Below are 14453 nucleotides of genomic sequence, written 5' to 3' on the forward strand. Positions count from 1 at the left end.
GATTAATCCTCTAGCGCAACATCAGGCTTTTTATGACTCGCTTCATGATAAAGCTCAGCGCCTTTGGCTTTAAACTCAGCCGACATTTGCGCCATGCCTTGCTCTCTTTGCGACGCAAGATTTGCCACTGTTGTTCCGCTGCCAGTATATGAGTCATACTCAGAGGCTGATTTAATATCAATCGCTTTAGCTTCAGCCTCACGCTCTTGTGCTGCAGCGTAATCTCGCACCTCTTGAGTAATTTTCATTGAGCAGAACTTAGGGCCACACATTGAGCAGAAATGGGCAACTTTGGCAGATTCTTGTGGAAGTGACTCATCGTGGTAAGCACGAGCCGTTTCAGGATCTAAACCTAGGTTGTACTGATCTTCCCAGCGAAACTCGAAACGGGCTTTTGATAATGCATTGTCACGAATTTGCGCGCTTGGATGGCCTTTAGCCACATCACCAGCATGAGCTGCAATCTTATAAGCAATTAGTCCTTGCTTAACATCTTCCTTATTTGGCAAACCTAAATGCTCTTTGGGCGTGACATAGCACAGCATTGCACAGCCATACCAAGCAATCATTGCTGCACCTATACCCGATGTAAAATGGTCATAACCAGGAGCTATATCGGTAGTTTGTGGACCTAAGGTATAAAATGGCGCTTCATCACATGCTTCAAGCTGCTTATCCATGTTCTCTTTAATCAAGTTCATTGGAATATGCCCTGGGCCTTCGATGATAGTCTGTACGTCATATTCCCAAGCAATCTTGACTAATTCACCTAAGGTTTCTAACTCAGAGAATTGAGCTTCATCGTTGGCATCGGCAATCGAGCCTGGACGCATGCCATCACCTAATGAAAGTGAGACATCATAGGCGGCGCAGATCTCACAAATTTCTCTAAAATGTTCATAAAGGAAATTTTCTTTATGGTGCGACAGACACCACTTAGCCATGATAGAGCCACCACGAGAAACAATGCCAGTTAGACGTTTAGCCGTCATCGGCACATAGCGCAGCAATACACCGGCATGAATGGTGAAGTAATCAACGCCCTGCTCGGCTTGTTCGATTAAGGTATCGCGGAACGTTTCCCAGTTAAGATCTTCGGCAACGCCATTTACTTTCTCTAATGCTTGATAGATAGGCACTGTACCGATTGGTACTGGAGAGTTACGAATGATCCATTCACGTGTTTCATGAATATAACGCCCAGTAGACAAGTCCATCACGGTATCGGCGCCCCATCGGGTCGACCAAACCAGTTTCTCAACTTCTTCCTCAATCGATGAGGTCACGGCAGAATTACCAATATTGGCATTCACTTTAACTAAGAAGTTACGACCAATAATCATTGGCTCAGCTTCAGGGTGGTTGATGTTTAGAGGAATAATTGCGCGGCCACGAGCAATTTCTTGTCTGACAAATTCTGCGGTAATTGGCTCGCCAATCACAGCGCCAAAGCTCTCACCTTTATCTTTTTGGGTCAGAATAGGGTCGGTTACCTCAGACTTGGCCATATTCTCGCGTATGGCAATATATTCCATCTCAGGGGTAATAATGCCTTGGCGGGCATAATGCAACTGAGTAACACGTTTGCCTTCTTTTGCACGGCGTGGTGGCAACAACGACTCGAAACGTAGATGATCTAAGCCATCATCTGCGAGGCGCTGCTGGGTAAAACCTGAGCTGGCACTTGTAAGCTGCACAGTATCACCACGCTCTTCAATCCAGTTTTCACGGAATTTTTCAAGACCTTTGCGTACATCAATATTGGCATCAGGATCTGAGTAAGCGCCCGCGCAGTCGTATACTTTTAGCGGCGGGTTAGCTTCAAAAACGGGATTGGCTTCATCACCAGCCACTAAGGTGTCGCTTTGATGGATTTGACGCATGCCCACTTTAAGATCTGGGCGACTGCCTTCAAGATAAACTTTCTCGGAATTTGGGTGCTGTAGCGGTTTTAGGTTATCAATAAACTGCTGTGCTTGAGCACGGGTTTCGCGACGATTTGACATTAGCAAACTCACTTTTTATTAGAAATGAAGTTGCTTGCCAGGAGAAATTGAGAATGTGAAAAGTTGAACATATAACTAGCGGTAAATTCTAGTTACACGTAACCACCGAAATACTGCTTTTAGCGCTTATTTAAAAGTCATTTATGCAGTTATTTCGCTTGTTTCCTTCGCAGGTTCTAGCCTGATCAGGTTCAACGGATCCCGAATTAACGGTCTCAGCCATATGGCACTCCGACAAGATGAGCTGGCAGTATAGACCTATCTACTAGTGAGATACAAGGGCTTAAAAAGTTATTAGACCAGAAGTTTATAACAAACATTTTCATATTCAAGCAACTGAAATTTAATGACTAAAATCAAATCAACCACAAAAAATGTCTACTAATATGAATTTTAATCAGTCAACAATTTCCGATAAACCCAGCTTCTTAGTATTCTAAGATTGGGCTTTAAAAGCTTATCATGCGCTGCTCTAGCCGTTTATCAATTGCCTCTTTAATGGCTATTTTGACTTTGTCTTCACCACAGTTAAACCAATAGCCAAGATTTTCTGCATAGGGGTTAATTTGGTTGCTGTTTTTGACAAGCCGGTAGCAATCATCACCGTGTTTTACAACTCTATTTGGGTCTAACCTGTGCTGAGTGGTGATGATTTAACTGCACTCATCCTCGTCTAAAAATATCAGCTCTTGCATTTCGCCATCCATCTCACTGAATGAGCGTTTTGAGTATATTGAGCAGCGCTGTCTGCCACTAATTCATCTAACTGAACCGTTCTCTGTAGCTGAAGTACGCCCTTGAGTTATCCCTATTGGTGTTTTAAATCCTATTCAATGCCCGTATTTGCTATAGCTGCTAGCTATATACGCTTGATATCTCATTTAACGATAGTTTAGAACAAGCTTATTAACATAAGTTACCTATCGCTAGCAAGCTGCTGTGAGTTTCAATCAAAAACTTAGCGTACACGTGTTCGCTTAAACTCTAGCTTTTCAATTCAAAGCTGTTACACTGCCCTTAATTGTGGTCTAACCAGAAGTCTTTTATACGATGGCAGTAGAACAAGTGACAGTTTCAGACAGTCAAGGATCTCATCCTAAAGGTAAGCAGATAACAGAAGCTAGCTACTGTGCTAGAGAAGAGCTTGCTAACAGCATCAGCCATGGTATGGGCGTCATTGTCGGTATTGTCGGGCTTATTCTGTGTTTGCTAAAGGGCTACGATCACTTAAGTTTTATTCAATTAACAGGTGTAGTTATTTACTGCAGTAGCATTATCTTACTTTTTCTGTGCTCAACCCTATACCACAGCGCCACATCTCCTTTATTGAAACACAGACTTAAAATTGCCGACCACTGCGCCATCTATCTATTGATAGCGGGTACGTACACGCCGCTAATGTTGATTAGCTTAAATAGTAGTGATGCCAATCTTGTATTAATTGCCATCTGGTCGTTAGCTATTGGGGGAGTATTATTTAAAACCCTATTTATTGGACGTTTTAAAGCTTTCAGTCTGGTGTTGTATTTAGTGATGGGTTGGCTATGTGTGACTGTGATGAAAGAGCTTATAGCCAATATGTCTGATCTGGGTTTTAATCTGTTACTCGGTGGCGGGTTATTTTATAGCTTAGGGGTTATTTTTTATGTGGCTAAACGCATCCCTTTTAATCACGCGATTTGGCACTTATTTGTATTAGGTGGAGCAATTTGCCACTTCCTTTGTATCTATCTAACCGTGATTTAGTTAGTCAACAATGAAGGGCAATAGTTAGGATAGGTCAATCATTATATAAAAAGGCACTCAAAGTGCCTTTTTGTTTTAGCCATTATTCTGAGTGTAATATTACAGCTTAAGTCTACTCACTGACAGAATGCTTTAAATGCTGCATTAAGTCGCTCAGCTTCATCTTGTTTATTAGCCAGCTTAAACAGTTCAATAATGCATTCAATCGTGCACAAGCCGCCCTCAATTTGATTACGTCGTAAATTAAACTGCGACTCGGGACTATGGGTTAAAGAAAAGGTTTTCGCCGTTTTCAAGTATGGGCTTTGGCGCAGCATCTTGCGCGCTTCTTGCCAAGTCGCATCCAAAATCACCAAAGTTTTCGGCAGCGACTTAAATTTATGCTCTCGTTGTGACAGCTGCTGAATTTTGTTCATACTCTGTTCAGAGCTAACTTGAGTATCGTCAGTGTCGTCTTCTGGGAACAACAGCGCAGTGTCGGCTTGCTGCAGCTTAGCTAACAACTCAGCTGAAGGCGCGACACGTGACCACATCACTCGCTGGCAATAGTTAGGAAACAGTTTAACAGCGAGGTTACCGGTATTCGTCGGACGCGTAGCTTCACGTTCATGGGTTAATAATATGACTTGCACAGAACTGACTCAAAATTAAATTACGACGAGAGTATAATAGGCTTAAAGCCAAAAAGCGCCCCTCTTATATGGGACGCTTTTATAAGGGACGCTTTATTTGATCTATTATTGACATCAACGGCTTAAAAGCCATATATCAATAACTAGACGCTAAAATTGATAGCCTATTTGTACTTCTTTACTTTCTTTAAAGCAACCTGCTGCTTTAGCATAGAAAGATGGTCAGTAAACACCACACCATTAAGGTGATCCATTTCATGCTGTAAAACGATAGCTAAGAATTCATCTGTATCGATTTCAAATGCTTTACCTTGGCGATCTAAAGCGCTGACCTTAACGCCTTCATGACGATTGACCTTAGCGCGATAACCAGGAATAGATAAACAACCCTCTTCACCTTGATATTCACCACGAGACTCAATGATCTCAGGGTTAATCAATACCATTGGTTGATCTCGCTCGTCAGACAGGTCGATAACCAAAATGGCATGCAAGCTGCCAACTTGAGTTGCAGCTAAACCGATACCATCGTCGGTGTCATACATAGTCTCAATCAAATCATCGATAAAGCTTTGTACAGATTCAATATCTGTTACCGGAACCGCTTTACGCTTTAGGCGCTCATCGGGGATCGTTAAAATGTCTAACACTGCCATATTATAATCACACTAAAAGTAAACTAAAAAATTCGCGCTATTATGACCGAATCAGGCGCAAAGGCAACTCTGGCAGGCATTTAAGTCATTTTTCTTCTTCAATTTAAAGCACTCCTTTAAATACCGCGGGCATGACCTTTTTACTCGCTAAGTCAGTTTGCAGACAATTGAGCAACTTTAACGCTTCCATTTTGCACAATAATCTCCACTTTTTTACAACATGTGATAGCATGATTTAAAATGTATAAAATATACGGATAATAATATGACTCAAGCAGGACGCACTGCGTTGCCCCCTACATTCTTTGTAGCCAATACCATGGAGATCTTTGAACGCCTTGCCTGGTATGGCTTTTTTGCCCTATCTTCGCTTTACATGACCTCGCCACAAAATCAAGGTGGCTTAGGGTTCTCTGAACAAGAGCGTGGCTTATTGCAAGGTATGATCCCCTTCTTTCTCTATCTATTTCCTGTTCTCACTGGCGCCCTTGCCGACCGCTATGGCTACCGAAGAATGTTCCTCGTCGCCTACGCCATCATGTGTCCAAGTTATTACTTATTGGGACAAGTCGATACCTTTATGGGCTTCTTTGTCGCCTTTATGGGCGTCGCGGTGGGTGCCGCCTGCTTTAAACCTGTCGTTACTGGCACTGTGGCGCGAACAACAGATGATACAAACCGCGGCTTAGGCTTCGGGATCTTCTATATGATGGTCAATATCGGCGGCTTCTTGGGGCCTTTTATCGCAGGTTATGTTAGAGCAATAAGTTGGGATTGGGTATTTATCATGTCTGCATTCTGGATTGCGGTTAACTTCATTCCAGCTTACTTCTTCTATAAAGAACCAACGGATCAGAATCAACAAAAAGGAAAGCCTCTTAAAGCGGTATTCCAAGATATCCAGCAAGTGTTAGGTAATGCACGCTTTGCTATTTTATTCTTCGGTACCTTAATCATCTTAATGTCTTACGGCGCGAAATGGATCACAGGTGAAACCACCTTAATCATCTACGCTGTTTGGTTCACAGCCCATATTATTTGGGACAAGTTAGCCTCATCTAGTAAGCAAGCGCCTTGGTACGCACAAAAGATCAGTCTAGGTAATAAACCATTCGTTATTTATCTACTCATCCTCTCTGGTATGTGGATGGTTTATCAACAGATTTTTATAACCTTACCTATCTATATTCGAGACTTTGTCGATACATCAGATTTAGTCATGATGTTGGCTGGCTACCCTGACTTACAGCAGTTCTTTGCTCCTGTCGATGTCAGTCTATTACAATCCGAAATGACACGTCTAAGCCACGAAGTTGCTGCAGGTACACTTAATGTAAAACAAGCATATTTTGAGTTGGTGCATACTAAGGTGATGGTGCCAACGGCTGAAATCAGTCAAGCTTTTGCCGCTATAACCCAAACGCCAACAGCTGCAGCCCAGTACGCTCAAACTTGGGCTAGCGAATATCGCCAAGTTAATCCTGAGTACCTTATCGGACTTAACTTCCTATCGATTGTTGTGATGCAGTTATTTATTAGCCGCTTCGTAGAGCGCTTCCAAGCATTGCCTGTTTTAGTGGGTGGCACGATTATTCTCGCTATCGGTACAGCCATTGGTGGTATTGCTCATGGTGCGATCATGGGCGGAGCCATGGTGCTGACCTCTATTTTAGTATTCTCCATTGGTGAAATGGTTGCTTCACCTAAGAGCCAAGAGTATGTCGCAAGCTTTGCACCTAATGATAAAAAGGCTATGTTTATGGGCTATTACTTCGTCTCTTCGGCAATTGGCTTCTTATTAGCAGGACCTCTGTCTGGTTACCTATATGCAGAAGTAGCTAAAGGCGCGGGTCGTCCAGATATGATGTGGTACATCATTGGTGGCTTTGGCTTATTAACTGCATTTGGTCTGGTGATGTTCCACAAGTTTGGTACTACGCCACAGGCGGATAACGATACCGATGCAACGCTAGCCCAAGCGAGCTAAGTTGAAGGGCTATGTTAAAGGGCTAAGTGACAGAGCTAGCATCACGGACTAGCTTAAAGAGCTAATCAAGATCTGAAAAGATAAGCCTGCTCTTTAGATAATTAAGTCCATACTATATAAACAGTTCATATAAACAGCCCGCGTAAGCATACTTACACGGGCTGTTTTTTTCCCAACTGAGATTGAATCGCGAGTACGCATAACAATCAGTGTAATGGCGAACTAATAACTAAAATTGTGAGCGTATTGCAAATACCCACTGAGTGTCTTCATCCTCAAATTGTTCTAGCTTCTCCCAATCATACTGATAACGAACCGTCCAAGACCACTGCGGATTAATCAAATAACCTAGGGCTAACCAACTTTTAGCCTCATAACGCTCTACGCCATCGATGCCCAAATTACCTTGAGCATAAAACTCACTGTACCAATGCTCCGACAAAGGCTTAAGCACAGTCATATTTACATTCGCTGCAGTACTGTCTGTATAAGACTTAACAGCCAGATGATTCACTGCGACTTCGGTAAACACCTGTGTCGCAAACCATCCTTGATGTTCAGTCATCAAACCGAGCTGAAATTGATAATAACTCGCTTTGCCGTGCGGAGAGTCAGTCTTAGCATGCTGTACTGAAGCTCTTACATTTACTTCTTGCGTCGAATATAAGTAACCCATATGCCACTTATCGCCGCCTAAATTAGTATTGGCTGAAAATTTTTGATGGCTAGTAGCAAAACTACCGCCCAATTTGAATACATCGCCATCGAAGCCCACATACAGAGAGTCGTTAAGATTTAACGGGTCAGCAATATGCCTAAAATCATTAGCATAACTAGGAACTAGGACCGTGGAGAGGAATAACAGGGAGCCTACGAATGGTGTTAACGCCTTTACTGACATTATAGATACCGCTAAAAAAGCGCTATTATTACTTTAGCGCCAAGTCTCAGCAAGGGTTTTTACCATATATTACAAGCAGCTAACCACAAACTGCAGGTAGAAACAATTAGGTAACACTAGTATCCAAAAAAGCCTTAGTGCGAATACAAATGAACCAAAGAGTTGATATTATCAAGGTTAAAAACTACCGTAATAAAAGGAACAGTAATTATGCAAATGAATAGTGAATCTTCACCTATGGCGAGAATATGGCACATTGTGGCCATGATCCCTAAAGGTAAGGTCTATTCTTACGGTAAGGTAGCAGACTTAGCAGGCTTGCCCGGTCGAGCGCGTTTAGTCTCTAAAGCATTACGCGCGGCTCCAGCTGAGATGGATCTACCTTGGCATAGAGTCATCAATAGCCAGGGCAAAATTTCTTTTGCAGAGCATACGCAGCCCTTTATAGAGCAGATGCAAATCTTACGTACAGAAGGTGTTACAGTGAACCGAGGCAGAATTAAGCTGTCAGACTATGAGTGGCAACCCGATATTGCAACGTTAGTGCTTTCCTTGCCGTATTAGAAAGCTATTAAGGAGTTTTATTTGCCTAAAAAGTTACCGACTCTATTCACTATCAGCCTGTTAGTTGCAAGCAGCTCAACGCTTGCTGACGTCACAGTGTTAACTCCACATACTGCCGAGTATCAAGTCAATTACGGCAGTATAGAGCTTGGGCGTGCTCGCTATATTCTCGAGACTCCACAAGACAATTTCTTTCAGTATCGCTTCGATAGTGATGTAGGGCTATTAATGCTGTCAGATAAACGCCACATCCGTAGCGAATTTACCTTAGAGGGAGCTAATCAGCTGGTTCCTATGCGCTACTCGGTCGAACGAACCGGCACAGGCCCAAGTTTTAGAGAGCAAGCCGCCTTTGCTAAAGGGCAAAATGTGGTTCACAGCCGCTATAAAGATGAGCGTGCAACATTACCTTACGACAGTGAACTGTTTGACCCACTGATGGTGCAGCTTCAATTTAGACTCGATATGCAAGCCCATAAGGATGAGCTACATTACACCATGGTAAAAGAGGGAGAAGTCGATGACTATGCCTTTAAAATCGTGGCAAAAGAGCGAGTAAACATCGAAAGTGGTAGCTATCAAACCATCAAGTTTGAGGTCATCCGTGATAGTAAAAAGCGTCAAACCTTCTTTTGGATGGCGCCGGACCTTAGTTACCTGCCAATACGCTTAACTCACTTTGAAAAAGGCAGTAAGCAACTAGATATTAAACTGCTTAATTATCATTTTGATCAGAGTAGTAAAGAGACACCACCAACCACAGAGCAGGCACTGGTTGATGATAAGGTTAATAACGAAGAAGGCTGAGCTTATTAAATGGTGTTAAAAAGCTCGCAAAGTTAACCCTTGCGAGCTTTTAGATTTATTCTGCCAGCATTTAACTCTTTGATGAACTCACCAACTCGCCTTTTTTAAACAGTTTCCACTCACCGGGTGTCAGCACATTCCACTGCTCATTTTTAGTTAACGGTCGAGTGGCAATCACTGTGACCACATCATTGGGTGTCGTCTCTTGATTAAAGTCAATTACCACATCGGTATCAATCAACTTTGCCTTGCCAAAAGGGGCGCGACGAGTGATGTAGCAAAGGTTATTACTGCAATAACTCATTAAATGCTCGCCATCACTTAAGATCATATTGAAAACACCTAAGGCGCGGATCTCATCTGCAAGGGTCGATATATACTGATAAACAGCCAACCTATCATCAGGTGCTTTATCACCAAATTGATTTACAACTTGATCCATAATCCAGCAAAAAGCCATTTCACTGTCTGTATCCCCTACTGCAGCAAAACGTTTAGACACAAACTTGTCTTGGTAATCACTGAGCTGTCCGTTGTGAGCATAGGTCCAATACTGGCCCCAAAGCTCTCTTGTAAACGGATGAGTGTTCTCCAGAGATACACAGCCACGGTTTGCTTGACGAATATGGCTTACTACCACTTCACTCTTAATCGGATAAGATTTAATTAACTGAGCAATATGTGACTCGCTACTAGGGCGAGCATCCTTAAAGGTGCGATTACCCTTACCTTCGTAAAAGGTGATCCCCCAACCATCCACATGAGGTCCTGTGACTCCACCTCTTTGTGCTAAGCCAGTAAAACTAAATACTATATCAGTCGGAACATTGGCACTCATGGCCAGCAACTCGCACATTAATCTTTATCCCGTTCAATCTGCTACATCGTTAATAACGCTATTCTAACCACTTGCCAGCCATTGTGGAATGCTTGACTGCATACAAAAAATTAAACATTTGTTTGAAAACTACTTGTATTAAAATTAACGAACGTATAAATTTTATGAAACACAGGTCTGACCACACGCTATAATTGTGAGGTAGAGCTAAAAATAAGTGCCTTTAGGTAAACTATCGGTCACACATAAAAGGAGAATTACAGTGACTACCCTACTTTGGATCTTGGCGATGATTTTTACGATTGGTGCTTTAGCCTATCTAAGAGTCTCACTTTTAACCGCCACCTTAGGCACCGCGATTGTGTTAGCAATCGGAACCGGCGCCGCCAGCTTAAGCCCATTACTCTGGGTAGTATTTCTTGTCATTGCCTTACCTCTTAACATCAGCTCGTTTAGACAAAATGTTATCACTCGTCCACTCCTTAAGATGTACCGTGGCATTATGCCTGAGATGTCTTCAACAGAAAAAGAAGCCATTGAAGCGGGAACCACTTGGTGGGAGGCTGACCTATTTGCAGGAAAGCCCGACTGGAGCAAGCTTCATAACTATCCAAAAGCTACGTTAAGTGCTGAAGAGCAAGCTTTCCTAGACGGCCCTGTTGAAGAAGTTTGCCGTATGTTAAACCAGCATCAAGTCTCTCATGAGTTAGGCGATTTACCAGAAGAGATCTGGCAATACCTTAAAGATCATGGCTTCTTTGCGATGATCATTAAAAAGAAATATGGCGGCTTAGAGTATTCTGCCTATGCACAATCACGCGTATTACAAAAGCTTGCAGGCCTTAGCAGCGAGTTAGCATCAACTGTTGGTGTTCCTAACTCATTAGGACCTGGTGAGCTACTGCAACATTATGGAACCAAAGCTCAGCAAGACCATTACCTGCCCCGCCTTGCTCAAGGACTTGAAGTTCCATGTTTTGCTTTAACCAGCCCAGAAGCGGGTAGTGATGCTGGCGCCATTCCTGATTTTGGTATTGTGTGTAAAGGAGAATGGCAAGGCGAAGAAGTACTCGGCATGAAACTGACTTGGAACAAGCGTTACATTACTCTTGCACCAGTCGCTACAGTTCTTGGTCTTGCATTTAAGCTTCGCGACCCTGACCAATTACTGGGTAACCAAGAAGATTTAGGCATTACCTGTGCACTTATTCCTACCGACATTGAAGGTGTTGAAACTGGCCGTCGCCACTTTCCATTAAACTGTATGTTCCAAAATGGTCCTACACGCGGTAATGAAGTGTTTGTACCACTTAGCTTCATTATTGGTGGCGCAGAAATGGCTGGCCAAGGTTGGAGAATGCTAGTTGAATGCCTATCGGTTGGACGTGGTATCACACTACCGTCAAATTCGGCTGGCGGCATTAAGACAGCAGCAGTTGCAACCGGCGCTTACGCTCGCATTCGTCGCCAGTTCAAGCTACCTATCGGCAAGCTAGAAGGCATCGAAGAGCCGATGGCTAGAATAGGTGGTAACGCCTATCTAATGGATGCAGTAACTACACTGACCACAACCGGTATCGATCTGGGTGAAAAGCCATCAGTTATCTCTGCCATTGTGAAATACCATCTTACTGACAGAATGCAAAGATGTGTTATTGATGCCATGGACATTCATGGTGGTAAAGGGGTGTGTCTGGGCCCAAATAACTATCTTGGTCGTGGTTATCAGGCTGCACCTATCGCTATTACCGTTGAGGGAGCCAATATTCTTACTCGCTCGATGATCATCTATGGTCAAGGTGCCATTCGTTGTCACCCATATGTACTAGCCGAAATGGAATCGGCGTTTGATCCAGATGTGAACAAGGGACTACGTGACTTTGATGCGGCTATCTTTGGCCATATCGGATTTACCACCAGCAACTTAGTGCGTAGCTTATGGATGGGTTTAACCTCTAGCCGCTTCTCTAACGCGCCTTATTCGGATAAAACTAAGCGTTACTATCAACAAATGAACCGCTTCAGTGCTAACTTAGCGCTATTATCGGATCTTGCTATGGCAACTCTTGGTGGCAACCTTAAACGTAAAGAGCGCATATCTGCCCGTCTTGGCGATCTACTCAGCCAGCTGTATTTAGCATCGGCGACCCTTAAACGCTACGAAGATGAAGGTCGACTCACAGAGGATCTACCATTAGTACAGTGGGCAGTCGAAGACTCGCTCTACAAGTTACAGTCTTCACTCGATGAACTTTTAGATAACTTCCCAATGGGGCTTGGTATTGTTCTTCGTGGAGTCATCTTCCCATTTGGTCGCCCACTTAAACGCCCAAGTGATGTGCTAGACCATAAGGTTGCTAAGATCATGCAAACTCCTTGTGCCAGCCGTGACCGCCTGGGTAAAGGGCAATACTGGACGCCAACCGAGCATAACGCTGTAGGTATTCAGGAAGAAACCTTTAAAGATATCTTGGCATCAGAGCCAATCTACGACAAAGTCTGTAAGGCCGCAGGTAAACGCCTACCCTTTATGTGGTTAGATAAAATAGCCGCAGAAGGTAAAGCGCTTGGCGTGTTAAGTGAAGAAGAAGTCGCACTACTTCAGCGAGCTGAAATTGGCCGTATGAAGTCAATCAATGTCGATGATTTTGACCCTGAAGAGTTAAAAGCTCGCACGCTTGATTACACTAAAGAGGTGCAAGCAGCTTAATTAACAAGCAGAAGTGCGTAATAAAAGGCTTAAGTATTCACTTAAGCCTTTTTCATTTAATACCAATCAGTATAAGAATTTGATCTACTCAGAGCCAAAACAGAAGGTTAAACCACTAGTAAACATTACGCGGCTAACTCAATTGCTTGCTCACGTAAATAATCCATTCCAGCTAAAAAACCACTAAACATTTTTAACGCAATAAATTGCCCTGCCTCGGTAGTCAAATAACTATCCCCTTGCTTAATTAGCGCGCCAGCAGCTAAAAGATAAGTGAGCTCAACAGGAAAAGCTTGCCACAAGCTCTTACCTGTATGTGCTTTAAACAGCGCGTTATCTAAGTGACCCTTGCCCATCATTATCATTAAATGATGCTGATTTATCGATTTTAAGCTAAGTATTTTATGATGGCTTGTCCCTACACCACCTTGATTAATCAAGTGAATATATTTATCTATACTAAAGCTTGATATCTGGAATTGCTCGCCAAAGCGACCAAATGCACCCGAGCCTACGCCAAAGCAGTTTTCACCGTCTAACACATACTTGTTCTCAACGGCTTGACCAAAATTACGGCTGTAAGTCCACGGAAAATCCATCATATAGCGTTCTGACATCACCTGCTTAACAGCCAAAAACTGTGATAAAAGATCTTTAGGCTCACCCGCTAAACATTGGGACTTTTTGCGGCTTTTACCTATTCCTATCGTCAACGGATAGGTAGTGATTTGGTCAGGTTCCAATTGGATCATCCTCTTAATATCTGTTATGACACTATCGGGAGTTTGGCCTTTAAATCCGTACATCAAGTCCACATTAACCGTGGGAAACAGCTCTATACCGCGTCTAATATCTATTTCTTGTTCATCGCCTGAACCAAACTTTTCAAATCGGCCACTGGCTTTTAATATGTTATCGTCAAAGCTCTGTAATCCAATAGACATTCGATCTACTAAGCCCTTTAGTACTTCAGGATGACCCGTTCTAAAATAGCTAGGGTCAGTCTCACAAGAGACTTCACGGACAGTGGTTAAGCTTTTAATTAACTCTATGGTCTTAACTAATTCATCTTCCAATATCGTCGTTGTACCACCACCAATATATACCCGATTAAAACGAAGACCGCCCTCAATCACCCGGCGTATTTCTTTTCGTAAAGCCTGGAAATATTCTAAGGCTTTTTCTTGGTTATATTTAATCTTATGGAATGAGCAGAAACGACAAAGTGTATGGCAAAAAGGAATATGAATATAAAGGGTTTCGATATGCTGCTCTTGAGGAATACCTACTGATGACTGTACGCTAGGGAGCGCAGTTGCACCTGCAAGGCTAAGTGAATGCGTAATGGTATGCTGAATAACAAAATCAAGACTTTGTGATGCGAAACTTAAACGTAGATCGGCAAATGACATAGCTCACCTTGTAATGCTGAATTTACCTGAGCTTCAGGTTAGTAATTAACTAATACCTTACTCCTTGATTACATTAAAAAGTGTGTTATAAAGCCTATGTTTATCCATAAATATCATTACAGATACTATGTCTGTCACAGAACGTAGTATTGAATCATATCACTAACACTAATCTCAGCTAACAAAACATGTTC

Annotated in this window: 11 protein-coding genes and 1 riboswitch; of the genes, 5 read left to right on the plus strand and 6 right to left on the minus strand. The window is 42.8% G+C overall.

The annotated features are described in order from the left end of the window. Nucleotides 1-2 precede the first annotated feature (2 nt). Nucleotides 3-2006 (minus strand): phosphomethylpyrimidine synthase ThiC, encoded by a 2004-nt coding sequence (gene thiC, locus K5Q73_RS10930; protein WP_259650793.1) that lies wholly within the window; start codon nt 2004-2006, stop codon nt 3-5. A 145-nt stretch (nt 2007-2151) separates the two neighbouring features. After that, nucleotides 2152-2250: riboswitch (TPP riboswitch) on the minus strand. A gap of 806 nt (nt 2251-3056) precedes the next feature. Here thiC and K5Q73_RS10935 point away from each other — a divergent pair. Then, entirely contained in the window at nt 3057-3752 is a 696-nt protein-coding gene (locus K5Q73_RS10935) for a hemolysin III family protein (RefSeq protein WP_220763307.1), read from the plus strand. A 116-nt stretch (nt 3753-3868) separates the two neighbouring features. Here the strand turns inward: K5Q73_RS10935 and K5Q73_RS10940 are convergent, their stop codons facing one another. Both K5Q73_RS10940 and def read right to left on the minus strand, forming a co-directional pair. Continuing rightward, nucleotides 3869-4384, minus strand: coding sequence for a DTW domain-containing protein (locus K5Q73_RS10940; RefSeq protein WP_220763297.1), 516 nt, complete (start codon nt 4382-4384; stop codon nt 3869-3871). Between the two features lie 164 nt (nt 4385-4548). After that, on the minus strand, nt 4549-5040 hold the full coding sequence (gene def / locus K5Q73_RS10945; protein ID WP_220763295.1) for a peptide deformylase: 492 nt from the start codon (nt 5038-5040) through the stop codon (nt 4549-4551). A gap of 265 nt (nt 5041-5305) precedes the next feature. On the opposite strand from def, the gene K5Q73_RS10950 reads away from it, so the two are divergent. Continuing rightward, a complete protein-coding gene (locus K5Q73_RS10950) occupies nt 5306-7027 on the plus strand; it encodes an MFS transporter (protein WP_220763293.1) in 1722 nt (573 codons plus the stop codon). Nucleotides 7028-7256: 229 nt separating this feature from the next. Here K5Q73_RS10950 and K5Q73_RS10955 read toward each other — a convergent pair whose 3' ends face one another. After that, a complete protein-coding gene (locus K5Q73_RS10955) occupies nt 7257-7928 on the minus strand; it encodes a hypothetical protein (RefSeq protein WP_220763291.1) in 672 nt (223 codons plus the stop codon). 210 nt (nt 7929-8138) lie between these two features. Between K5Q73_RS10955 and K5Q73_RS10960 the strand changes: the two genes are divergently transcribed. Both K5Q73_RS10960 and K5Q73_RS10965 read left to right on the plus strand, forming a co-directional pair. After that, nucleotides 8139-8492 (plus strand): MGMT family protein, encoded by a 354-nt coding sequence (locus tag K5Q73_RS10960; protein WP_220763289.1) that lies wholly within the window; start codon nt 8139-8141, stop codon nt 8490-8492. Between the two features lie 21 nt (nt 8493-8513). After that, nucleotides 8514-9299, plus strand: coding sequence for a DUF3108 domain-containing protein (locus tag K5Q73_RS10965; RefSeq protein WP_220763281.1), 786 nt, complete (start codon nt 8514-8516; stop codon nt 9297-9299). A gap of 70 nt (nt 9300-9369) precedes the next feature. On the opposite strand, the gene K5Q73_RS10970 is transcribed toward K5Q73_RS10965, so the two are convergent. Then, nucleotides 9370-10155 carry a class II glutamine amidotransferase gene (locus tag K5Q73_RS10970; protein ID WP_220763279.1) on the minus strand — a complete coding sequence of 262 codons (786 nt, stop codon included), beginning with the start codon at nt 10153-10155 and terminating at the stop codon, nt 9370-9372. Between the two features lie 244 nt (nt 10156-10399). Here K5Q73_RS10970 and fadE point away from each other — a divergent pair, with 244 nt between their 5' ends. Beyond that, complete coding sequence (fadE, locus tag K5Q73_RS10975) at nt 10400-12847, plus strand: acyl-CoA dehydrogenase FadE (RefSeq protein ID WP_220763271.1); 2448 nt, start codon at nt 10400-10402, stop codon at nt 12845-12847. 125 nt (nt 12848-12972) lie between these two features. Here the strand turns inward: fadE and K5Q73_RS10980 are convergent, their stop codons facing one another. Further along, a complete protein-coding gene (locus K5Q73_RS10980; RefSeq protein ID WP_220763268.1) occupies nt 12973-14259 on the minus strand; it encodes a coproporphyrinogen III oxidase family protein in 1287 nt (428 codons plus the stop codon). Nucleotides 14260-14453: the final 194 nt, after the last annotated feature.

This window comes from Shewanella sp. MBTL60-112-B2 (genome assembly GCF_019655055.1).
Classification (GTDB): Bacteria; Pseudomonadota; Gammaproteobacteria; order Enterobacterales; family Shewanellaceae; genus Shewanella.

What these genes read in the sequence shown, in the direction of transcription:
- K5Q73_RS10950 (WP_220763293.1), top strand. Translation starts at nt 5,306, where the DNA reads ATGACTCAAGCAGGACGCACTGCGTTGCCCCCTACATTCTTTGTAGCC.
- def (WP_220763295.1), bottom strand. Translation starts at nt 5,040, where the DNA reads ATGGCAGTGTTAGACATTTTAACGATCCCCGATGAGCGCCTAAAGCGT.
- K5Q73_RS10960 (WP_220763289.1), top strand. Translation starts at nt 8,139, where the DNA reads ATGCAAATGAATAGTGAATCTTCACCTATGGCGAGAATATGGCACATT.
- K5Q73_RS10935 (WP_220763307.1), top strand. Translation starts at nt 3,057, where the DNA reads ATGGCAGTAGAACAAGTGACAGTTTCAGACAGTCAAGGATCTCATCCT.
- K5Q73_RS10970 (WP_220763279.1), bottom strand. Translation starts at nt 10,155, where the DNA reads ATGTGCGAGTTGCTGGCCATGAGTGCCAATGTTCCGACTGATATAGTA.
- thiC (WP_259650793.1), bottom strand. Translation starts at nt 2,006, where the DNA reads ATGTCAAATCGTCGCGAAACCCGTGCTCAAGCACAGCAGTTTATTGAT.
- K5Q73_RS10980 (WP_220763268.1), bottom strand. Translation starts at nt 14,259, where the DNA reads ATGTCATTTGCCGATCTACGTTTAAGTTTCGCATCACAAAGTCTTGAT.
- K5Q73_RS10955 (WP_220763291.1), bottom strand. Translation starts at nt 7,928, where the DNA reads ATGTCAGTAAAGGCGTTAACACCATTCGTAGGCTCCCTGTTATTCCTC.